The sequence below is a fragment of the Shewanella sp. QJM3NY_23 genome (assembly GCF_056173105.1).
On record NZ_CM149657.1, the window covers coordinates 216,723 to 238,210 of the forward strand.

The 21,488-nt window shown below is 48.9% G+C and carries 18 protein-coding genes and 1 other RNA gene; 7 read left to right on the plus strand and 12 right to left on the minus strand.

Annotation, left to right across the window (positions count from 1 at the left end):
• Nucleotides 1-68 precede the first annotated feature (68 nt).
• The gene (locus AC0VXX_RS01055) at nucleotides 69-941 is read left to right on the plus strand and encodes a DMT family transporter (RefSeq protein ID WP_475516897.1); all 873 of its coding nucleotides are present in this window, start codon (nucleotides 69-71) and stop codon (nucleotides 939-941) included.
• Nucleotides 942-960: 19 nt separating this feature from the next.
• Here the strand turns inward: AC0VXX_RS01055 and dolP are convergent, their stop codons facing one another.
• From dolP to AC0VXX_RS01075, 4 genes are all read right to left on the minus strand, one after another.
• Nucleotides 961-1,530 (minus strand): division/outer membrane stress-associated lipid-binding lipoprotein, encoded by a 570-nt coding sequence (dolP, locus tag AC0VXX_RS01060; RefSeq protein WP_475515541.1) that lies wholly within the window; start codon nucleotides 1,528-1,530, stop codon nucleotides 961-963.
• Entirely contained in the window at nucleotides 1,527-2,120 is a 594-nt protein-coding gene (locus tag AC0VXX_RS01065; RefSeq protein WP_110459085.1) for a phosphoheptose isomerase, read from the minus strand. The genes dolP and AC0VXX_RS01065 overlap by 4 nt, the downstream gene beginning before the upstream one ends.
• A gap of 69 nt (nucleotides 2,121-2,189) precedes the next feature.
• Nucleotides 2,190-2,534, minus strand: a complete 345-nt coding sequence (locus AC0VXX_RS01070; RefSeq protein WP_475515542.1) for a YraN family protein — start codon at nucleotides 2,532-2,534, stop codon at nucleotides 2,190-2,192.
• Nucleotides 2,531-4,363, minus strand: a complete 1,833-nt coding sequence (locus AC0VXX_RS01075) for a penicillin-binding protein activator (RefSeq protein WP_475515543.1) — start codon at nucleotides 4,361-4,363, stop codon at nucleotides 2,531-2,533. The genes AC0VXX_RS01070 and AC0VXX_RS01075 overlap by 4 nt, the downstream gene beginning before the upstream one ends.
• An 88-nt stretch (nucleotides 4,364-4,451) precedes the next feature.
• Here AC0VXX_RS01075 and rsmI point away from each other — a divergent pair, with 88 nt between their 5' ends.
• The 3 genes from rsmI (at nucleotide 4,452) to AC0VXX_RS01090 (ending at nucleotide 7,649) form a co-directional block, all read left to right on the plus strand.
• Nucleotides 4,452-5,294 (plus strand): 16S rRNA (cytidine(1402)-2'-O)-methyltransferase, encoded by an 843-nt coding sequence (gene rsmI / locus AC0VXX_RS01080; protein WP_475516898.1) that lies wholly within the window; start codon nucleotides 4,452-4,454, stop codon nucleotides 5,292-5,294.
• Nucleotides 5,295-5,368: 74 nt separating this feature from the next.
• Nucleotides 5,369-5,720: RNase P RNA component class A (gene rnpB, locus AC0VXX_RS01085), an RNA gene on the plus strand.
• Nucleotides 5,721-6,098: 378 nt separating this feature from the next.
• On the plus strand, nucleotides 6,099-7,649 hold the full coding sequence (locus tag AC0VXX_RS01090; RefSeq protein ID WP_475515544.1) for a diguanylate cyclase domain-containing protein: 1,551 nt from the start codon (nucleotides 6,099-6,101) through the stop codon (nucleotides 7,647-7,649).
• A gap of 196 nt (nucleotides 7,650-7,845) precedes the next feature.
• Here AC0VXX_RS01090 and AC0VXX_RS01095 read toward each other — a convergent pair whose 3' ends face one another.
• The 6 genes from AC0VXX_RS01095 to AC0VXX_RS01120 form a co-directional block, all read right to left on the minus strand.
• Nucleotides 7,846-9,228 (minus strand): ATP-binding protein, encoded by a 1,383-nt coding sequence (locus tag AC0VXX_RS01095; protein ID WP_475515545.1) that lies wholly within the window; start codon nucleotides 9,226-9,228, stop codon nucleotides 7,846-7,848.
• On the minus strand, nucleotides 9,228-9,887 hold the full coding sequence (locus AC0VXX_RS01100; protein WP_475515546.1) for a response regulator: 660 nt from the start codon (nucleotides 9,885-9,887) through the stop codon (nucleotides 9,228-9,230). The genes AC0VXX_RS01095 and AC0VXX_RS01100 overlap by 1 nt, the downstream gene beginning before the upstream one ends.
• Nucleotides 9,888-9,956: 69 nt before the next feature.
• Nucleotides 9,957-10,874, minus strand: a complete 918-nt coding sequence (locus tag AC0VXX_RS01105) for an FAD:protein FMN transferase (protein ID WP_475516899.1) — start codon at nucleotides 10,872-10,874, stop codon at nucleotides 9,957-9,959.
• Nucleotides 10,875-10,956: 82 nt separating this feature from the next.
• Entirely contained in the window at nucleotides 10,957-12,249 is a 1,293-nt protein-coding gene (locus AC0VXX_RS01110; protein WP_475515547.1) for a DUF3570 domain-containing protein, read from the minus strand.
• On the minus strand, nucleotides 12,240-12,455 hold the full coding sequence (locus AC0VXX_RS01115) for a DUF4266 domain-containing protein (protein WP_475515548.1): 216 nt from the start codon (nucleotides 12,453-12,455) through the stop codon (nucleotides 12,240-12,242). The genes AC0VXX_RS01110 and AC0VXX_RS01115 overlap by 10 nt, the downstream gene beginning before the upstream one ends.
• Nucleotides 12,456-12,458: 3 nt before the next feature.
• Complete coding sequence (locus tag AC0VXX_RS01120) at nucleotides 12,459-12,941, minus strand: TlpA family protein disulfide reductase (RefSeq protein ID WP_475515549.1); 483 nt, start codon at nucleotides 12,939-12,941, stop codon at nucleotides 12,459-12,461.
• 370 nt (nucleotides 12,942-13,311) lie between these two features.
• On the opposite strand from AC0VXX_RS01120, the gene AC0VXX_RS01125 reads away from it, so the two are divergent.
• Nucleotides 13,312-15,177, plus strand: a complete 1,866-nt coding sequence (locus AC0VXX_RS01125; protein WP_475516900.1) for an SLC13 family permease — start codon at nucleotides 13,312-13,314, stop codon at nucleotides 15,175-15,177.
• Between the two features lie 104 nt (nucleotides 15,178-15,281).
• Here AC0VXX_RS01125 and AC0VXX_RS01130 read toward each other — a convergent pair whose 3' ends face one another.
• Nucleotides 15,282-16,961, minus strand: coding sequence for a BamA/TamA family outer membrane protein (locus AC0VXX_RS01130; RefSeq protein ID WP_475515550.1), 1,680 nt, complete (start codon nucleotides 16,959-16,961; stop codon nucleotides 15,282-15,284).
• A 177-nt stretch (nucleotides 16,962-17,138) separates the two neighbouring features.
• Entirely contained in the window at nucleotides 17,139-18,359 is a 1,221-nt protein-coding gene (locus AC0VXX_RS01135) for a threonine/serine exporter family protein (RefSeq protein ID WP_475515551.1), read from the minus strand.
• Nucleotides 18,360-18,580: 221 nt separating this feature from the next.
• On the opposite strand from AC0VXX_RS01135, the gene AC0VXX_RS01140 reads away from it, so the two are divergent.
• Complete coding sequence (locus AC0VXX_RS01140; RefSeq protein WP_475515552.1) at nucleotides 18,581-18,979, plus strand: MAPEG family protein; 399 nt, start codon at nucleotides 18,581-18,583, stop codon at nucleotides 18,977-18,979.
• Between the two features lie 187 nt (nucleotides 18,980-19,166).
• Complete coding sequence (locus tag AC0VXX_RS01145; RefSeq protein WP_475515553.1) at nucleotides 19,167-21,479, plus strand: YgiQ family radical SAM protein; 2,313 nt, start codon at nucleotides 19,167-19,169, stop codon at nucleotides 21,477-21,479.
• Nucleotides 21,480-21,488 lie beyond the last annotated feature (9 nt).

The window sequence follows — 21,488 nt, forward strand, 5'->3', positions numbered from 1 at the left end:
ATCACTTCTGCTTTAGTTTTTTGCTGCTTATGATGCAGCGATTATTAGATGACGTTGAGATGGCGCCAATGCAGCGAAACATTTTGATTGGGCTTGGACTGCTGGTTTTAGGCAATGTATTTAGTGCGTTATACGATGTTTCGGTTAAGTGGTTGCCCGAAGAGAGTAATGCGGTGATGTTTTTGCTGCTGCGACAAATGACGGCTATTGTGATGATGTTGCCGTTATGGTGCTATGCCGGCCGGCCAAAATCACGGTTTATTAAGTTACATATTTTACGTGCTAACAGTGGTGCACTTGGTGGTTTGTGTCTAATTGTTGGATTATTGTCGTTGCCATTAGCCACAGTAGGCTCGCTGTTTTACTCGGCGCCGTTAATGATCATTGTCATGGGGATGCTGTTTCTTAATGAGCAATTAACGCGCACGCAAGTGATGGTGGCTGTGCTGGGCTTTATTGGCATAGTGATCATATTACGTCCGAGTGAGCTCAACATGGCAGGATTAGCTGTGCTGTTTTCTGCCATGATGTTTGCAGGTAATCAATTAGCGCTGCGTAAACTGCCTAGCACCGAAGCGGCAAGCCTTACCGTGATGCTATATAACTTACTCAGCCTACCGCTGGTGGCCTTAATTGCCGCGTTAACAGGGTTTATTGGTTTTAGCTGGCAAATGTTAGGGGTGGCAATATTAAGTAACGGCTTTTTGCTGGCGTATCAGCTGTTTTGTGTATTGGCGTATCGCCGAGCACAGGCGGGCGATATTGCGGTGGCCGAATACAGTGGCTTGTTATTTGCTATCTTTTTTGGCTGGCTGTGGTTTGATGAATGGCTCGATGGGCTCAGCTGGTTTGGCGCGGCATTAATTGTATTGCCATCGCTGATTTTTCCACAAATTAAGTTGGCACTGGCTAAGCGAAAGCTGGCGTTGTCTTCACTGTAGCCATTATGCCTGGCGCCAATTAGGTACTAGGCGTCTCGAGCACTTTGATCACTTTACGCACGCCAGCAGTATTGCGGGCTATGTCTACCGCGAGATCGGCTTGCTCGCGACTGACGACACCAAGCAAAAACACCTCGCCGTTTTCGGTGATCACCTTAATACGGGTAATATCGAGTGCGTTGTCATTGAGCATACGCGTTTTGACTTTGGTGGTGATCCAAGTGTCATTACTGCGCGTGGTAAAAGAGGTGGGGTTACCTATGCGGATCTGATTATGGATCTTACCCCCTAGGTTGAGCCCTTGGATGATATTAATCGCCTTGTCACGCAACATAGAGTTAGGTGCTTGGCCGATAACCAGCACATTACCATTCATGGCGATACCGGTAATATTAGTTTGGTTTTTAATATCATCGTGGGCGCCTAGGGCGCTCGATATTTGGAAGTCCGCATTGGTGTCATCGATTTGCGTCGAAAAACTCCGCTCATCGTTGACCATCATGGCACCACCAACCGCACCGACCATTACAGCACCGGCGCAGCCTTGAAGCAGTAAAGCAATAGCAATTAATGGGAGCCAAGCTCTCATGCTTGCTCGTCCTGCGGGAATAGCGTGCGATCGATATTGTCGCAGAGGCAATGGATCACCAATAAATGCACCTCTTGGATACGCGCGGTCACATTCGAGGGCACACGTACTTCAACATCGTTAGTGCCCATCAGGCCTGCCATCGCGCCGCCATCTTTACCTGTTAGGGCCACGATAGTCATATCACGGCTCAGCGCCGCTTCCATCGCCTTGATGACGTTACCCGAATTACCACTGGTTGAAATCGCCAGTAGAATATCGCCAGGTTGACCTAGGGCTAAGATTTGCTTAGAAAAGATCTCGTCATAGCTGTAATCGTTACCGATAGCCGTAATGGTTGAGGTGTCAGTGGTTAACGCGATAGCCGGTAACGGTGGACGCTCAATCTCATAACGGTTAAGCAGCTCGGCCGAGAAATGCTGTGCATCACCAGCGCTACCACCATTACCACAAGCTAGAATTTTGTTGCCACCTAATAGGCATTGCACCATCATTTCAGCTGCTTTCTCAATCGACTCAGGCAATGCTTCAGCAGCATCGATTTTGGTTTGGATTGAGTGAGTAAAACTATCTTTAATACGTTCTAACATGGGTAGGTCCTTAAAAAACAATAACTCTGTCAACAAGCCTTTACTTGTGTGCATGAGGCTTAGTGATCACTAAAATGCATTGGTGATCCAATTTATATCATTGGCATCTATGGCGACGACATCAAAGCGGCATTGTGCATCAATATGATTGCGCTGCATATAATGATTTGCTGCTCGACGTAGTCGCTCGATTTGGCCTCGGCTAATCGCGTGTATTGCACCACCAAACTGTTTAGATTGGCGGTATTTTACCTCAATAAAAATCCATTTTTGGCCCTCATTCATGATGAGGTCAATTTCACCAAACGGGTACCGCACATTGCGTTCGACGAATGTCAGCCCTTGAGCCTGCAAATAAGCTAACGCCGCATCTTCTGCTGAGCGGCCTCGGCTTAAATGGGCTGGCAGCGTCATAGTGGTCGCAGATTTCCGCGTTGATAACGTCCCCAACTCAGCTGGCGGTTAATAGTACCATCCGGCGCGGCCGAAAGCAGTCCACTGCCACCAGAATATTGATAACCCGGTAAGGCTCGCATCTGGGCTAATTTACTCACCAACTGCAGTGCATCATAACCCATAATATAGAGGCGTTTTTGACTGTTGCTCCAGTTGGGCCACAGCTTAGCCACCTCTGCCGTTTCGGCATTGGCTTTTAATAGCCAGGGAATATCACTAATGGTGAGATTATTGAGCTCCTGTGCGGCGGCACGTGAGTTGTTTTCAATACGACTACGGCTGGTGGTATAAAGCGGTACCGGCTGAGCAAACACACTGAAATTAACATCGATAAAGGGTTTGAGTAAGGGCAGATCTTGGCTGCTGGAGATCATGTAAATAGCATCAATATCGCGACGAGAGCGAAAGTCTGCCTCAATTTGATTACCCAGCAAGGCTTTAATGCGCGCAATGCGCTCTTTACTGTCAATCACGCCTAGCGACTTTTGTACCGTCACCTTCATTTCATCGCCGCTATTATAAAAGTGTACCTCAGCAGTTTCCTCAGTCAGGGCTTGCCACTTTTCGTTAAAGGCATCGGCCATGCGGCGGCCGATATTATCATTGCTGGCTAATAGGAGCGGCTTTTCTATACCGTCTTTAAACAGCTTTTGCGCGGCATCAATAGCTTCGTCGGTTGGCGACAAGGCAAAGAAAAACTGATCGGCATTAGGGGTAATGTTGTCGGCCTTATTCAGAAACAGTTGCGGCAATCGCGTGTTCTGTGGCGCCGCATTTTGTGCCTCGATAATGGTGGCGACTTCCGATTGCAGTAGTGGGCCAATAATAAATTCGGCGCCAGCATTCACCGCTTGTTGGTAGGCGATATCGGCACCTTGGGCTGAGTCGAAAAAGTTCACCGAGACCGAATCATCAGGATTTGCCAGATAACTCGAGACGATACCTTGCTTAATTGGGTTGGCGATAGCGGCTCTCGAGCCGCTAAGCGGCAATAGCACCGCGATATTTTTGGGCCTGTAAGGCTTAGCGTTAACCGCACGCTCAAGATCCGTTGGCAGCTTCATGGCTGCTGGGTGGCGCGGATTATCATGTTGCCAAGCCGATAATTGCTGCACGAGCACTTGAGGATCTATGGCATAATGCTTAGCAATATACGCCAGCTGTAACCAACCGGTAAAAACCGGGGTGCTGGTATCTTGGCTAAATGACAACAAGGTTTGTTCATGCAGCGGCTGTAAAATCCGCCAAATCTCGTCATTAACCCGATATGAGTCTGGCTTAGGAAGATAAAGGCTCAGCAGGCTCAATTGTCTTGCTTGTTCGATAGGCTGTTTTATCAGTTGGTACAGGCGCGCCTTAAGCTGGTAATAGTTAGCCATTTGCCATTCGGCTAAGCGCCACTGGCTTGGATAATTGAGCTGGGCGAGTGCATCATCATAAGTCGAGGTAAGCTCTAGCACGCGTGCGGTTAAATATTTATGTTGCGCTAACAGTTCTGGCTTTTGCACTAAGTTAGCTTTGATTGACGCCAATGTTTGCGCCGCATTAGTGGTATCGCCCTGATTAATAAAGGCGTGGGCCGCTTGCAACATGAGTCTATCGCGTTGCTCTGCAGATGATACCTTTGCAGCATCGGCTAAATACTGTGAGGCATTGAGTGGCGCGCTGCTCAAAGAGACCTGGCTTTGGGTCTCCTTAACTGGCGGTGTCGAAGTGGCACAACCAAATAACACCGTTGATAAAACCGCGATAAAGATAAATTTAGTTGTATTCAGTCTTTTTAACACAGGACTTCACTCTGGTAAGATGCTGGCTGTAGTTTAACCTGCTCTTCAGCTTGACGAAAGTCTTGTGACAATCATTACAGAGGTAGATATGGACCTGTCGGTCGCGCTTTACATAGTTCCAACCCCCATAGGCAACCTTGGAGACATCAGTACTCGTGCAATCGAGGTGCTGAATCAGGTGTCACTTATCGCCTGCGAAGACACACGTCACAGTGGTAAATTACTTAGCCATTTTGGTATCGAAACCCGTAAAACGGCGCTACATGATCATAATGAAAGGGATCGTGCCCAGTGGATCATTCAAAAACTGTCCAATGGCGAAGCGGTCGCGTTAATCTCTGATGCGGGCACGCCTTTGATTTCAGACCCCGGATATCACTTGGTTTCTCAGGTGCGAGAGGCAGGTTACAACGTTATTCCGCTACCTGGGCCTTGTGCTGCCATTACCGCACTGAGTGCGTCAGGGTTACCATCGGATCGCTTTTCTTTTGAAGGCTTCTTGCCGGCCAAAGAGAAGGGCCGCCTCGATAAGTTAACCGAACTGGCTGAAGATCCACGTACGCTGATTTTTTATGAATCGCCTCACCGCATCGTCCACAGTCTCGAATCTATCGTGGCCGCGCTAGGCGAAGATCGCCATGTGGTGATGGCGCGAGAAGTGACTAAGACCTTTGAAACCTTCCTCTCAGGCCCGGCTGCTGAAATCTTGCAGACGGTAAAGCAAGATCCTAATCAGCAAAAAGGTGAAATTGTGCTGATGTGCCATGGTCATCGAATTAATGATGATGAAGGCATCCCAACGGTGGCTATCAACACCCTTAAACTGTTAATTGAAGAGTTACCGTTAAAAAAGGCTGCTGCCATCGCTGCACAGATCCACGGATTGAAGAAAAATGCCCTATATAAATATGGCTTAGAGATCGGATTGTAATCGATTATCCAGCGTAGCTTGTCTGTGGCGAAGATTAGGTGGAATGCCAAGAGTCATTAAGCTATAATCCGCGCCGAGTTGGCCAGACAGTTGCTGCGTTCGCAAGAACGGGGAGGAAAGTCCGGGCTTCAAAGAGCAGGGTACCAGGTAACGCCTGGGCGGTGTGAACCGACGACAAGTGCAGCAGAGAGGAGACCGCCAGCTTGATTTATCAAGTTGGTAAGGGTGAAAGGGTGCGGTAAGAGCGCACCGTGCGGCTAGCAATAGTCCGTAGCAAGGTAAACTCTACCCGAAGCAAGACCAAATAGGGTTCCGTATGGCGTGGCTCGCGTTGGAACCGGGTAGGTCGCTTGAGCCTGTGAGCGATTGCAGGCCTAGATGAATAACTGTCCACGACAGGACCCGGCTTATCGGCCAACTCACCCTCTTTATACGAAAGGCCTCACAGCAATGTGAGGCCTTTTGTGCTTATACAGTCTCATTAGGATAAAACACCAGTACTCATTGTTTTTTCACCGGCTATTATCTCAACTCCCCCTTATTCAAGTCCAAACATCCGAAGCGAATTTTTCTCATCTATAGGCGGCGATTAATACTGCATTCTTTCAACGCCGCAGAATAAAGCCGAATATGTTTTATATCACGGTTCAAATGACCTTTTTGTGTTAACATCTCACCGCTAAATCTTACTAAATATAAACATTGTAAAAATACAAATAAGGTCACCGCTCATTTTGCCATTAATGCTACGCCCGAAAGGGTTGAAATGGAGTTCACCGATACAAATGGTCTTATGCGGTTTATATGCAAATATTAGATAATCGTACTTTACTCGTCGTCACTGCACTTATTTCAATCGGTTCTGCCGTGGCGTTAATTTCGTTGTGGCGAGCGCAACATCAGCGTAATGGTTCAGGCTTTTGGGCATCGGGCATGTCTTGTATTGCTTTAGGTAGTGTGCTGCTTTTTGGGCGAGGTACCCTGCCTGACTTCCTCTCGCTGGTTATCGCTAATACTCTATATGTAATTGGTTTTTTGCTTATTTATCGTGGTGTGCGTATTTTTACCGGTCGTGCACCCATAGGGTTATTAGATTTTAGTTTTCCGTTGTTGGTATTGCTGCTGTTTAGTTACTTCTATTATGTTGATAATAATCTCAATACTAGAATCGCTGTGCTCAGCGCTGCCTTTTTTATGATATGCGCCATGATAGTAAAGACATTATTGGCTGAGAAGGACGCACCGTGGCGCACCGCAGGTTATGCAGTTGCGTTTATGTTTGGCTTATTTGGGTTATCCCATGGTATTCGTGGTGTCATTGCGCTTTTTTCTACCTCCTATAGTGAATTTTTAGATCCGAGTTTGACTTCCTCCAGTGTGTTATTAAGTGGTGTGTTTATTATTGGTGGTATTGCTATTTCGCTGGTTTTACTGAGTTATTCGGTATTAGAGTCTAAATTACGCATTTTGTCCTTGGCGATTGAGCAGTCGGCATCATCCATTATTATTACTGATAATGCGGGGGCGATTAACTATGTTAATCCGGCCTTTATTGAGAAAACTGGATATTGCCCAGATGAGCTGATAGGCCAAAATCCGCGTGTCTTACAATCGGGTGAAATGAATCCCAATGAATATTCAAGATTGTGGCGGGCGATCTCTTCTGGACATACGTGGCGTGGTGAATTTCATAATCGTAAGAAAAACGGTGAGCTTTTTTGGGAGATAGCGTCTATCGCGCCGGTGAAGCAGCGTGACGGCAATATTAGTCATTTTGTGGCAGTTAAAGAAGATATCACAGATTTAAAAGAGGCTAAAAAACGCATCCACCACTTAGCTAATCACGATGCGCTAACAGGTTTGCCTACCCGAGCGCTTTTTATGCAGAGCCTGAATGATGCCTTGCTCACGGCGCACAGCAAGAATGGAGCGGTGCTTTTTGTTGATTTAGATGGGTTTAAGGCGATCAATGATTCGCTTGGCCATGATGCGGGTGATCAGTTATTAATCGAAGCGACTCAGCGTCTTAGCTGCAGCGTTCGCGATATCGATACCGTTGCGCGTATTGGCGGCGATGAGTTTTTGATTTTATGTACAGAAGTTGAGAGTCAGGTTTCGGTTAAGTTGGTCGCCGAGCGCATTGTCAATGTATTAGCCCAGTCTTTTACTTATGATGATGTCGAGGTCAAGATCTCTGCCAGTATTGGCATCGCCTTATATCCTCAACATAGCGATAATGCCGATGCCTTGGTGAAAATGGCCGATAAGGCGATGTATCAGGTTAAAAGGCAAGGTAAAAATAATTACGCTTTTGCCACATTATCTTCGTCCCCGTCAGAGACATCGCCTGAGTAGGGTCTAGACCGCAGTGTTTAAGGTTGTCAGTTAAACCTAAGCCGCCTAAAGCCACTTATACCAAGACCAAGCAGGTCACTTAATGAGATGATGGCTGACTGCGCCGCTGGTCATACTGGTGCGCGCCTTGCTATTGCCTTGCTGTTTGCTCAGGAGCCTTTATCGGATCGCTTAGGGCTATGCTGAGCATTTTTAGCTAGGCGGCGGGTAAGCTGACAGTCACAGTGAGTCCCGCTTGGGGGCGTGATGTTAGGGTGAGTTTACCCCGATGCAGCTCAACAATATGATGGCAAATCGATAATCCTAAGCCCGCCCCCGTACCTTCATTTTCATTCACTCGATAGAAGCGCTCTACGGCATTAGCAATTTGCTCTGGCGTCATCCCTTGGCCGTTATCTGTAATACCAATATCAATATATTTAGCGTTTCTTGTCGCGCTAATGCGGATAAGTGATTCTTTTGGGCTGTATTTACAGGCGTTTTCTAACAGGTTTTTAAGCACTAATTCGATATAAAAATGGTCGGCGGCCACATACAGGTCACTGGGGATCGCCATCTCCCATTCGAAATCGGTGATCCCTGGCATAAGTTGGTTTAGCGCCTCCTCTACCATAGTTTGTACATGGCTGCGCCCGAGTGTGAGCTCTTCTATCGAATCGACCCGTGCGAGTAATAACAGTTGCTCTACGGTATGACTGAGACGGGTGACGCCGCTGTTAATGGCGGCTAAATGTAATTTAGCTTGTTGTGACGGGGGGATGAGTTCTGCTAGTCCATCTTGATGCAGCTTAATGACCGACAGTGGAGTTTTTAATTCATGCGCCGCATCGGCGCTGAAGCGTCGTTCTCGCGCCAAGGCGTTGGCAAAGCGGTTGATGTATAAATTGAGCGCCGTTTGCACTGGAAGAAGTTCGCTAGGCAGGGGCATAGAGATAGGCGTGACATCATGAGGGCTACGTTGGGTGAGCCGTTGCTCAAATGCCTTGAGCGGTTTAAATAGCCAATAAGACAGCAATAACATAGCCAGCAGCACAACTGGCGCGATCATTAAAGGGGCGCTGACGGCATTATGCATAATTTGTGACACCAACTCTTGGCGCACTTCATCTTGCTGGGCGGTGACAATCCAGACGTGGTTATCTTTAGAATAATAGCTAAAAACATGCCACAGCTCATCGGTTAATATTTTTTGATGATAACCGGCGACAAATTCGGTTATCGGCTGGGCGGTGATGTTGTCAGACAGAATTAAAGGCTCGCCTTTATCTGACCAGATCTGAAACGCTAATTTGTGTTCATAGGAGAGTTGTAGGGCGTCAGCCTGTTCAGCAAAAGTATCAACATCACTATTTTCAACATGAAATACCTGCGCCTGTTCGGTTAATGCTTGGGCATCACTTGCTGTAATGCCATGTTGATAAAACAGTTCCAGCATTTTAGCCGTTTGCATCATTTGCGCATCGAAAAGTTCTTCAATCTGCTCTGAAGCATCACGGGTGCTCATCCAGCTCGACAAGCCAACCGACAGGGCGATGCCTGTCAGCATCAGCGTGGTTAGCATCAAACGTAGTGAATACATTATTCGGTCTCAACCAAGGTATAACCTATACCGCGTACGGTTTTGATCAATTCATTGGTGGTTTTTTTGCGTAAGTGATGAATGTGCACTTCGATAGAGTTACTACCCACTTCATCCCAGCCATAGGTGAGCTGCTCAAGCTGGTGGCGAGTTAGCACTCTGCCAGCGGATTGCGCCAACTCATGTAACAGCTGGTACTCGCGCCGAGAGAGTGAGATTAAGCGCTCACGAAACTGCACTTCGCGGGTATTTAAGTTCATGTGCAAGGCGCCAACGCTTAAGCTGTTGTTATTTTGCCCATGATGACGGCGCACAATGGCGCGGATCCGCGCGGCTAGCTCGCGCACATCGAAGGGTTTGCTTAGGTAATCGTCGGCACCCATATCTAAACAGGCCAATTTGGTGTCGAAATCGGTATTGGCTGTTAGCACTATGGTGGGGGTGGATAATCCTTGCTTACGCCAATGTTTTAATAGGTTTTTGCCACTGCCATCGGGTAAGCCAAGGTCGAGTACTATGGCGCTAAAGGTCTCGTTGTGTACTGAGTTCAGTGCTTGTTGATAGCTACTAAGGTGATCGATCTGCATGCCAACTTTGCCGAGGCTAAGGCAGATCCCTTGGGCGAGTAAATCATTATCTTCGACAAGCAGTATACGCATATTGATCCTATTGCGATGACCCAACAAGGATGCGGTCGGTTGGTTTATTTATATCAAGTTGTGAGTGAATTATCGATACACTTGAAAATAGACGCCTTGCGCCGTCAAAAAGGCCTCGGCGTTAGCGCCTTCTAACATAGCCATGGTCGACAGCATGCCAGCCATCACACAATTTTGTGCTAATACGGTGATCGATAGTGGCGCGTTTTCTACGGGAAAACCACTACTTGGGTCGACAATGTGGCCGTAACGCTTATGGTCCTTTTCAAGGTAGCGTCTTGTTGTGCCGCTGGTGGCGAGAGCGCCTTGGCGGATCTGTAATAACGCGCTCGCGCTATCTAACGCATTGGGGTTTTCGATGCCCACTTGCCAAGCACTTTCGGGGGATGTGCGTGCCACAGGGCAGGCGATATCACCGCCAAAGTTCACCAGTACCGAAAGTGTTGGCCACCGCTCGGCTATTAACCTGGCGGTATTATCGACCGCATACTCTTTGGCGATGCCGCCAAAATCTAAACTCATGGCCTTGGGCATCTGTAGGCTGGTCGTGGTGATGTGCAGCGCCGAAAAGTCGACCAAGGATTTAGCGTGGTTGATCTCTTGGGCTGAGGGGATGCGCCCATGTTGGAGGTCTTCAAAGCGCCATAGCTGCATTAATGGGCCTGCGCTGATGTCGAAACGGCCATCACTGAGGCTATAGCACTGCTGCGCAAAGCTGAGCAAACGATGGGTTTCAGCGTCGATGGGCATGGGGTTGCCATCGCCATGATTAAGTTGCCAAAGGGGATTATGGGTGATAAATCGGCTGTATTTGGTTTCTATTCGCTTAGCTTCATGGGCAGCGAGGTTAAGGATGTGGCTGGCCGTGGTCACATCTGACGTGGCGATAAGTAATTCGCAAGGACTGGCCATGGCGCGAAATTGTCCCAAAAATCCCCACGGGCGGGGATGCAGCTCTGCACCTTGGGCTAAAGGGGGCAGCGTCATTTCGGTGTGCGTCATTGGGGCATGTGAGTTACTGAGCGCCATAGCTGTCCTTAAAGGCCCGCATCTGCGGGCACGAGATTGGCTAAAATGAGTAGCTAAATTGCGCCATGATCGCCTTTACCTGAGGGAATTGATCATAGTTTTGCAATTGGCCTATCAACTCGGTGCCATTATTTTCAGGGTTTTGTTGATAATACTCCAATCGATAGCTCATTTCATGGCCGCCCGCTAAGCGTTGACCAAATTTAATGCCAACGGTATAAGCCGTCATGTCACCAATACGGTAATCGGCGCTGGCATATTCAGGCAGTGGGTCTGAGGTGAGCAGAAACGGTTGATAAAAGTTAGCCGCCTGTTGTTGATAGTAGCGCAAATGAATTTGACCATAGAAATTACCACTGAAATAGTAGCGATAGTGGGTTTCTAAGGTGTGTGATTGAATGTCCCAATCGTCAGTGCTGTAACGATAAGAGAAATCCACCACGCCTGAGTCCAGTGCGCCTTTCGTCATCATGTAAAAGCTATGCTTTAGGCGTGAATCGGGTCTGTTTTCATACAGGTAGTCTTGGGTGGTACCTGTGCTATCGACTTGGCTTAATATTTTGTACGGATCATTCATGTAGCCAGAGACGCTTGATAAGCCGTAGTTGGCTTGGAACAACCAGCGACGGTTAAGCACTTGAGTCACCCCTAGCAATACATCGGCGGTACTCTTGTCTTCGGTGCCCTCGATACGGGTGCGATTGAACGCCGCGCGATAATCATCTTCATTTTGAAAGTCGCCACGATGCACCATTGCCGAAAATGCCACCGGTTTGCCGCCAACGGGATCGATAACATCATAGGTATAGGAGCCTGATAACGCTAAGGTAGTGTTATCTTTATTGAAGCTGCGTTCTACGCCGCCATTGAGACCCATCGACATATAATCGAACTCTTTGGAGCCATAAATACCGCCGTTAACCTTCCATTGGGGGGTTAAGGTTTCGGTCCAGTTGACGCTAGCCTGCACGCGAGTGTCATGAAAGGTGTCATCAAGGGGCGTTTCGCCAGGGGCAACCACATATTCACCATTGCCCGAGGGGCGAGTGAATGTTTGGCTGGTGTCTTGCGCCACTGCCCCCGAGGCCGATGCGCCAGTTAGGCTGTCGACGACCAATTTCATGTCGAGTAGCGAGGTGTCGCCAAAGGCTTTTTGTACGTTACCTATCGCCTCGACCGCTTGCACTCTGTCTTGTTCGCCGTAATACATTACGGCGGCATCGACCTTCCAATCATCAAGACTCGTTTCAGTTGCTTGCGCTTGCTGGCCAACTAAGGAGCAGCTCGCCATCGCCAGTGCACTGGCAATATTGCGATGTTTAGTTAATTGCATCCGCAACCTCCACCCGCAAATGCGCGGCCACCACTGGTACCTTCTTTACTGAAATAGATATGATCATCAAGGGCATAATCGAGCTTTTCAGCATCTAACGCCATGTCCGCGCGGGCCAGTTGATCTTTTTCCCACGGCTCTACACCTAGGTTCGAACAGGCCGATAGACTGGTGATAATGGCTAAGGTCAGAATTGTTTTTTTCATTGCTTACTCCTTTAATAGCGTCACGAGCTCTTGCTCATACTGCGATGCATATTCTTCGAAAAAGCCCATGTGGCTCTGAACGAGCTCACCTTGTTTGTTAAAGATAAAGCTGCTTGGCATACCTTGAAGATTAAATGCTTGCGCTGTGGTGCCTTCGGGGTCGAAACGCACATGAAATTGCGCCGGTAACTTACTGAGAAATTTATCCGCTAACGCTTTTTCGGTATCCAAATTAATGGCGACGATGGCGAGTCCTTGTTGCTGATATTTAGCTTGCATGGCGTTCATCCAAGGAAAAGATTTGCGGCACGGACCGCACCAAGAAGCCCAAAAGTCGACATAAACGACTTGGCCTTTAAATTGGTTAAGTGTGGTTTGCTCGCCTTGTGAGGTTAATACCGGGTGCGACAACGAAGGCGCAGCATAGGTTGGCAGCGAGAATAAACTTGAACAGGCCAAGCTAAGCAGTAGCAGCAATTGCTTCATAAAGTCGATTCCAGATGAGGTGATGCTTATCAATCTAGTGTGCAAATCTTAAGGTTTTCTTAACACTTGCGAGTAAAGGGGCGAGTTGTTTCTAGGGTTGGCAATCCTGCCATTGCGCCAAAGAGACCAGTTTGCCCTCTCAGTTGGTATTCATCAGGCTCAGCCTGCGGCGCAATGAAATAACAATGGTTTAGCGCCTTTCAATGATGCGCCTGTCTCATACCCCATGAGAGACAGGCTTAAAGCCGCTATAACCATGATGCAATACAATGTTTGCTGATGTGTGGGCGCCTTAAGTTACCTTGTTTTTGTGAACACTCAAGCTTGCTAAAAGTAGGAATATCAACTGTTATTGAGCTACCTAAAAATTATGCAGGCCATGCATATGACCCAGCCCCAGATGCTGATTTTTCTTGTTCTTGCCGCAACCGTTATCCTATTTATTTGGGGGCGTTGGCGCCATGATCTGGTAGCAATGGCGGCGTTGCTTGGGTGTGTGTTGCTGGGTTTACTCCCCGCCGATGAGGCATTTTTAGGTTTTGGTCATCCAGCGGTGATCACTGTGGCTTGTGTGCTGGTGTTAAGTAAAGGGTTGCAGCTCTCTGGCGCGGTGGATGCCATGATGCAAAAAATGTTGCCATCCAGCGACAGCCCCACAGTGATGATCACTGTACTTATGAGCATAGGCGCCTTGTTCAGTGCTTTTATGAATAATGTCGGCGCCATGGCGTTGTTGATGCCGGTGGCCATACAAGTGGCCACTAAGTTATCACTGCCACCGGGACGAGTGTTGATGCCACTGGCTTTTGGCACGATTTTAGGTGGCATGACGACCCTCGTCGGTACGCCACCTAATATCATTGTTTCTGGATTTCGTGCTGAAACCGCCGCCGAGGGTTTTGCCATGTTTGACTTTACGCCAGTAGGGTTAACTGTGGCGGTGGTGGGCGTGGTGTTTGTGGCGCTTATCGGTTGGCGTTTGGTGCCATCGCGCAAACAGGCGGCTGGCAGCAGTTTCGACACCGGAACCTACCTTGCTGAGGTACGGGTTGAAGAGGGCAGCCAGTCGCTGGGTAAATCTTTACGCCAAATTGATCATGAGATGGATGAGACCGACGCTCAGGTAGTGGGCTTGGTTCGCAATGCATTTAGGGTTTCATCGCCGAGTCAGTCAAGAGTATTGCGCGCTGGCGATATCCTGATTATCGAGGCTGAGCCAGAGTCGCTGTCACAGGTGTTGTCCAAGTTTGAATTTAAATTAATTGAAGATCGCATACCGCCTAAGGTGGAGGAGACAGAGCAGCCTGAGTCGGCAGCTGGCGATGGCGACAGTAACAGTGACGAGGCGACCAGTGAGACCAAAAAAGAGCCAGAGTTAGATGATATTGTTCTGCAAGAGCTGGTGGTAATGCCGCAATCGGCTATTAATGGGCGCACAGCCAAAGGGCTGCAGATCAGAGGGCGATATGGCGTTAATTTACTGGCGATTTCTCGGCGGGGACGGCGCTCAATAAAGCGGTTACGATTAACGCGCATCGAAGCAGGAGACGTGCTACTGATGCAGGGAGAGCCTGAGGCAATCAGTGCTTTTGCTGCCAACCAAGGTTGTATGCCCTTGGCTCAGCGTGCCATTGGGATCATAGTGACCAAAAGAGTCATGCTAGCATTGTTCATTATGGTGTTGGCAGTCACCGGCGCCGCGACGGGCTTGGTCCCAACGGCCATCTCGTTTGCTTTGGGCGTGCTAGCCTATTTGGCGCTGAACATAGTACCGCTGCAGAGCGCCTACGATGCGGTCGATTGGTCGGTTATCGTCTTGCTTGGGGCGCTAATTCCTGTTGCTAGCGTCACCGCATCGACTGGCGCGGCCGATCTGCTCGCTAAGGCGTTGCTCGATAATATTGCACAGGGTAATCCTGTTGTTGCCTTGGGTTTGATATTGGTTATCACCATGAGCCTGTCAGATTTTATGAATAACGCGGCCACGGCTGCGGTGATGTGCCCTATTGCCATCAGTACTGCCAGCCAGCTAGGGGTGAATCCTGATTCCTTTTTAATGTCGGTCGCTATCGGCGCCTCGTGTGCTTTTTTGACCCCGATTGGGCATCAAAATAACACCTTAATCCTAGGACCTGGGGGATTTCGCTTTGGTGATTATTGGAAAATGGGATTGCCGCTAGAGCTGTTAGTGGTGGCGATAAGCTTACCGTTACTGCTTATTGTGTGGCCACTGTAGGGTGTCGCTATCGTAATCACGTAGCTTTGGTGAGCACGTCGCTATTAATCAAGTCGCTATGGCAATCACCTTGACGGTTTATACGCTGGCGTTGCCCTTAGCCGTTAAAAGTGCTGTTTTACTTGAAAGCGCCATTCCCAACTGTTGACGTCGGCGCCACTGGTAAAGGGCACTGATAAATCGATATGAGCCACACTGCCGTAACTGGAGCGCGACGAATAGATACGTGCACCAATGCCAAAGCTACCTATGGGGCCGGACTCTTCATTATCTTGGTCGGTTCCGCCTGTGGCATGGCCATAATCACTAAATACCGCCCAACCAAGTTCGGCCAGTTGATACAGATTAATATTAGGGTAGTTACGAATTTCGGCAGTGACTAACCACTGGTTATCACCGTGTTGGTAATCATTGGGGTAACCCCGTACGCCTGTGTTGTCACCCAGAGCAAAAGTTTGGTCGAGGTAGTTGTTTTGTGAGGCGCTCAAGCGCATCTTGGCATAAGCGGTCCACTTAGGTGACAGCTTATAAAAGTATTCCGCTGTCGTATTCACCTTAAAGTAGTCGGGTTGGCTGGTGGCAAACACGCCTTCGCCATCGATACTCATCAGTAGCAATTGTGCTTGGCTTTGATATCCCCTCGATGATCGCCAGTTGATGTGATAACCCACAGGGGAGCTGTCATTAGTGTCTTGGGTTTCGATACCCAGGCTGACATAGTGTTGCCAACCAAGGTTAATGTCTTCGTTATAGTTAATCAGGTAGACATTGTTGAGCACTTTAAAATCATCTTGCAGATAGTGATAGCCTATCCAAGGGTAGTGATAATCTCGGTCTTGTGGCAGCGGGCCGTCAACAAAGGTATCGATATGCTTAAAGGTGTGTTGATCTTGAGTGATCCCCACTAATACACGTGAACGCCAGTCATTGACCTTGTTGAGGCGCCAACCGTATTGCGCATTATAGAAATTGATTTGATGCTCAAACTGATCCACATCAACCCCATTTTGGCGCAGAGTATCGGTTCGTAAATCATTGATATAACGCCCTGAGTACATATCGGTATCGTCAAGAGTATAAAACGGCTTGGTGAAGTCAACCATGGCCGCTTCACCGTCACTGTTATCGTAAAAGTTTGCCGAGAGAGTGGCGCGTCTTATCCAGTCATCCATGGGGGCTTGAAAGGCCAGCTGGTAGCCGCTGCGATCGGCGCTGGATTTGTATTTCAAACGAGTGCGGATGCCGTAACCGAGTAAGTTATCTTCTTTAATACCGATAGAAAATTTACTTTCACCACCACTTCTACTGGCGCTAAATGTGGGCAGCAGTGACCAGTTATCCCAGGTTTCCACTAATACGGTTTTTCCTGGGTCACTTGGCGCCGCATCAGGGTCGGGCTGCGCAAACGTTATCTTGGCGTCGCGAATGTAAGGCTCGTACCTTAAAATTCGCTGTGCTTCTTCAATATCTTGTTGTGACACCTCGTCATTCACATTGAAGCTGAGTTTACTCAGTAGGGTCGACTCGCGGGTATTGATGTGCAGATAATTGGCCCAACGGTGAATAAAAAAAGCATCTGGATCGGACTCATCGAATATGGCGTGGCTAACCACGACAATATTGTTGATGGGGGTTTTTACCGTTTGGGGATCGGTTTGTGCTGTGTTGGCTAACCCTGCTTGAGTATTCGATGGCGCAGATGTCGGCTCAGGGGAGATAGCTGCATGCAGCGGGGCTAGCAGCAGGTAACTTAATAGCGCAATACAGCGAGCGACATATGGCATGGAGCGACCCACCTTATTGTTATGTGATGATTAAAGCATCTCGCGACCACAAAAAAGATACATTTCAATAACACACCCAGTGTCAGTATTAGTCAAGCTGGGAATTGAAATAAGGTAATGATTTTATTTACGCAAATGCTGATACATGCGGCGCAATGTATCAGCATAGTGCATAGGCTATAGGGTTCCGCGCGGTGGTACGGCCACGTTGGCAAATATCAGCCCGGCGATTAGCGACATAAAAATTAAGAAAATTTGTGAGCCAATATGGGATTGGTTGAGCATGGTTTCACCCAATATGAGGGTATTGAGACCAATATAGGTTTTACTGCCGGGAACCAAGATAACGATCCCCTGCAGTAGTGCAATGGAAGCGGGAGCTTTCATCCAGCGGGCATATAAGTTGGAATAGATCCCGACCGCCAAGGCGCCAAAAAAGATGCCGATAGACTCGCCCAAGTAGATGCCCGCGAGCATGGCGGAAAAGAAGGCGATAATACCGGCAAACACCCCCCAAGCGGCATCCTTTAAACGCGCCTTAAAGATGATAACCAGCGCCATCGACAAGATGGGGACCGCTGACCAAATGGCCCAACGAGGCAAGGGATCGGGTTCAAAATAGATGGTTTCACCAAAGATTGCCGAGCCAATCACCATGCCAAATATGGCGCCAAAATAGAGCTTAAACAGCAGCATGCACGCGTCCATGATACGCGCGGTGCCGGAGATTAAATCTCGCGCGGCCAATTCGGCCAAGCCTAGGGTTAACGCCAGCCCGGGGACAAAGATAATGATACCCGACAGAATCACCACCGGGATATTAATAAAAGGGTCAAAATAGGCGATGCCACAGGCGACGATGGCACATAAAATGGCTGCCAGAGGTTCTAGGGCTTCGGCAATACGTGTCGAGCGTTCGGCGCGGTAAACGAGGCCATACACCATGAGCCCCAGGGCCGCCGACCAAAATACGTCATGCCAACTGGTGCCCATTAACATAGCAAAGGCGCCCGCCGAACAGCCAAACGCCAATAAGGTTAATAGGGTGCCGTAAGGGCTAGGTTTGTTAGCAATCTCTTCCAGTCGGTCGGTGGCCTCTTGTAAGGTGCGTTTGCCAGATACCAGCTCACCCACCAACTCGTCGGTTCGTGCCAGTGAGCCTAAATCGAGATCGCCGGGCCTGACACGAGCCACATGGTTATATTCTTGGTCGGCATCATGTTGTAATACAAAGGTCATCGAGGTGGGCGAGATGAGAAAATAGCCTTCAATACCCAATAACTTTGAGATGCTCTGAAGGTGAGATTCTAAGCGATAAGCTGGGGTGCCAAATTTATGCAGGTACTTACCTAACTTGATGATAAATTTGCGCTTTTCTATAAATTCTTCGCTATCCACTTGTTTGTTCCATGATGATAAAACCGATGGGTGACCCTAGATCGAGCGCATCTTACCCCATCTTAGGTTAAAAAGGTTAACGGCTTGGTAAGTTTTTACTGCCTATCGCTGTCGATGCCGCCGCGGGAATTAACCTTAAAGTTACAATTAAGCGGCCTGCTGACGTAAGCTAATACTCTGCGCTGTACGATTGGCGTGAAGATTCACCAGGAGGAGAGACAATGTCGGTCACAGTATCCAGTTTATATATCGGGTTAACCGCCATAATGGCGGTTTATTTTGCACTGCGAGTCGTAAAACTAAGGCGTCGTTTAAAGGTTGGCTTAGGCACAGGCGGTCAGCCCACATTGCGCCTTGCCAACCGAGTGCACGGTAACCTGATTGAGCATGCACCTATGGCGCTTATTTTGCTGCTGGTGGCCGAGCTTAACGGTTTACCGCAAGCATATGTGCATCTTTTGGGGCTGATTTGGCTGCTAGCCAGAGTGTTGCACGCGCTGGGATTAACCTTGGGGCAAGGGGGTTATCATTGGGGGCGATTTTGGGGGGTATTATTAACCTGGATCCTTATCCTTACGCTGTCTGTGGTTAATATTGGCTATTTTATTATTGGCGCGTAATATTACCGGATTGCTGCTTTTTTGGTCGCAATAATGAGGGGGTAGCTGTTATACTTCGCGTCTTTTTTAAGGTTGCGCCGCGAGTGTTACCTCGCTGCGGTAATTGGCGCACATGGCTTGGTCTATTGGGGCATCTCCCTGAGTGACTACACTTATTTATTGGTTTGATAGTTAGGCAGTATTATTCATGCAGGTTGAATCCACGTTATTTACTCATCCCAAGTATCTGGGCCGTACTGAACCAGCGGCGCCTTTTTTGCCTATGTCGCGCAAAGAGATGGCTAAACTGGGCTGGGATTCATGTGACATTATTATTGTCACAGGCGATGCCTATGTGGATCACCCCAGTTTTGGTATGGCGGTGATTGGCCGTATGCTTGAGGCGCAAGGGTTTCGCGTTGGCATTATCTCGCAGCCAGATTGGTCGAATAAAAATGACTTCATGAAGTTAGGCAAGCCTAACCTCTATTTTGGTGTGACCGCTGGCAACATGGACTCGATGATCAACCGTTACACTGCCGAGCGTCGCCTGCGTCACGATGATGCCTATACCGCGGGTAATATTGGCGGTAAGCGCCCCGATCGCGCCGTCACTGTTTATACCCAGCGCTGCAAAGAAGCCTTTAAGCAAGTGCCTGTGGTGATTGGTGGCATCGAAGCGAGTTTGCGCCGTATCGCCCATTATGACTATTGGTCAGATAAAGTGCGTCGCTCTGTGATCCTCGATGCCAAGGCCGATATCTTAGTCTACGGTAACGCCGAACGTCCGCTGGTTGAACTGTCGCACCGCCTCGCAGCGGGTGAGTCTATCAGTGAGATCCATGATGTGCGCGGCACCACGGTGATTCGTAAGGAGCCGCTGCCGGGCTGGAAAGGCATGGACTCGCGTAAGCTGGATCAACTGCATAAAATCGACCCGATCCCCAATCCTTACGGCGCCGACGATGTGGGCTGTCAAAACCTCTCTGGCCCGAGCGATGTTAAGGTGTTCGACAACGATGCGCCTAAGCCTATTACGGTACAACCGCCGCGCCCTAAGCCATGGGAAAATACCTATGTGTTGCTGCCTAGCTATGAAAAGGTCGCTGAGGATAAATATTGCTATGCCCATGCATCGCGTATCTTGCATCAAGAGCAAAATCCCGGTTGTGCCCGTGCGCTATTTCAGACTCACGCCGAACGGGCTGTTTGGGTCAATCCGCCAGCATGGCCATTAAACACCGACGAGATGGATGGCGTATTTGATCTGCCCTACCAACGGGTGCCGCATCCTGTCTATGGCGATGCCAAGATCCCCGCCTATGACATGATCAAGACCTCGATTAACATTATGCGTGGTTGCTTTGGTGGCTGCTCGTTCTGCTCGATTACCGAGCATGAAGGGCGGATTATTCAGAGCCGCTCGCAAGATTCTATTATTAAAGAGATCAAAGATATCCAGCAGAAAGTGCCCGGTTTTACTGGAGTGATCTCTGACTTGGGTGGCCCGACGGCGAACATGTATCGCTTAGGCTGTAAGAGCGAAAAAGCTGAAAAGACCTGTCGTCGTTTGTCCTGTGTGTTCCCGGCCATCTGTGGTCATCTGGACACCGACCATCAGGCGACGATTGATCTGTATCGCGCGGCACGTGACGTGCCGGGCATTAAAAAAGTGCTTATTGCTTCGGGTGTGCGTTACGACTTAGCCACCGAAGATCCACGCTACGTTAAAGAGTTGGCCAGTCATCATGTGGGCGGTTATCTCAAAATTGCCCCCGAGCACACCGAAGAGGGGCCGCTCAATAAGATGATGAAACCCGGCATGGGCACTTACGACAAGTTTAAAGAGCTGTTTGATAAGTATTCGGCCGAGGCGGGCAAGAAGCAGTATTTGATCCCCTATTTTATTTCGGCGCATCCAGGCACCACAGATGAAGATATGGTGAACTTGGCGTTGTGGCTTAAAGGGCAAAAATTTAAGCTCGATCAGGTGCAAAACTTCTATCCATCGCCGATGGCGAACGCCACCACCATTTATCATACAGAGCTCAATTCGCTTAAAAATGTGAAACATACCAGCGAAACAGTGCAAGTACCCAAGGGCGGTCGTCAACGTAAGCTGCATAAAGCCTTGCTGCGTTACCACGATCCTGCTGGCTGGCCGATGATCCGTGAAGCCTTAATTGCCATGGGCAAAGAGAAGTTGATCGGTAGCGGCGCCCATTGCTTAGTGCCGGCTGAAACCCGCCAAGAGCGTCAAGGCTTTAGGGCTAAGCCTGCTAAGGGCAAGACGCCAGCAGGTAAAAAAGCCGTGACTCGCTTCTCGGCCGATCAGTTTGATGAGCGTAAGAGTATGGATAAAGCGGGCAAGCCTAACGCAGGTAAACCTAAAGCCAAGGGGAAACCCTCGGCCCATAAAAGCGGTTCAGGCCAATCGGCCCCTGCAGGGCAAGGCGCAGGCAAAGGGGCTAAGCGGCCGGTTAAAAATGGTTGGGGGACTACGCCAAAACATCAACGTTAGTGAGGTCAC

Bases quoted from the DNA above. Each gene is read 5' to 3' on its own strand.
- AC0VXX_RS01130 (WP_475515550.1), bottom strand. From the start codon at position 16,961: ATGCCATATGTCGCTCGCTGTATTGCGCTATTAAGTTACCTGCTGCTA.
- AC0VXX_RS01070 (WP_475515542.1), bottom strand. From the start codon at position 2,534: ATGACGCTGCCAGCCCATTTAAGCCGAGGCCGCTCAGCAGAAGATGCG.
- AC0VXX_RS01065 (WP_110459085.1), bottom strand. From the start codon at position 2,120: ATGTTAGAACGTATTAAAGATAGTTTTACTCACTCAATCCAAACCAAA.
- AC0VXX_RS01125 (WP_475516900.1), top strand. From the start codon at position 13,312: ATGCAGGCCATGCATATGACCCAGCCCCAGATGCTGATTTTTCTTGTT.
- AC0VXX_RS01055 (WP_475516897.1), top strand. From the start codon at position 69: ATGCAGCGAAACATTTTGATTGGGCTTGGACTGCTGGTTTTAGGCAAT.
- dolP (WP_475515541.1), bottom strand. From the start codon at position 1,530: ATGAGAGCTTGGCTCCCATTAATTGCTATTGCTTTACTGCTTCAAGGC.
- rsmI (WP_475516898.1), top strand. From the start codon at position 4,452: ATGGACCTGTCGGTCGCGCTTTACATAGTTCCAACCCCCATAGGCAAC.
- AC0VXX_RS01110 (WP_475515547.1), bottom strand. From the start codon at position 12,249: ATGCAATTAACTAAACATCGCAATATTGCCAGTGCACTGGCGATGGCG.
- AC0VXX_RS01095 (WP_475515545.1), bottom strand. From the start codon at position 9,228: ATGTATTCACTACGTTTGATGCTAACCACGCTGATGCTGACAGGCATC.
- AC0VXX_RS01105 (WP_475516899.1), bottom strand. From the start codon at position 10,874: ATGACGCTGCCCCCTTTAGCCCAAGGTGCAGAGCTGCATCCCCGCCCG.
- AC0VXX_RS01090 (WP_475515544.1), top strand. From the start codon at position 6,099: ATGCAAATATTAGATAATCGTACTTTACTCGTCGTCACTGCACTTATT.
- AC0VXX_RS01115 (WP_475515548.1), bottom strand. From the start codon at position 12,455: ATGAAAAAAACAATTCTGACCTTAGCCATTATCACCAGTCTATCGGCC.
- AC0VXX_RS01145 (WP_475515553.1), top strand. From the start codon at position 19,167: ATGCAGGTTGAATCCACGTTATTTACTCATCCCAAGTATCTGGGCCGT.
- AC0VXX_RS01100 (WP_475515546.1), bottom strand. From the start codon at position 9,887: ATGCGTATACTGCTTGTCGAAGATAATGATTTACTCGCCCAAGGGATC.
- AC0VXX_RS01140 (WP_475515552.1), top strand. From the start codon at position 18,581: ATGTCGGTCACAGTATCCAGTTTATATATCGGGTTAACCGCCATAATG.
- AC0VXX_RS01120 (WP_475515549.1), bottom strand. From the start codon at position 12,941: ATGAAGCAATTGCTGCTACTGCTTAGCTTGGCCTGTTCAAGTTTATTC.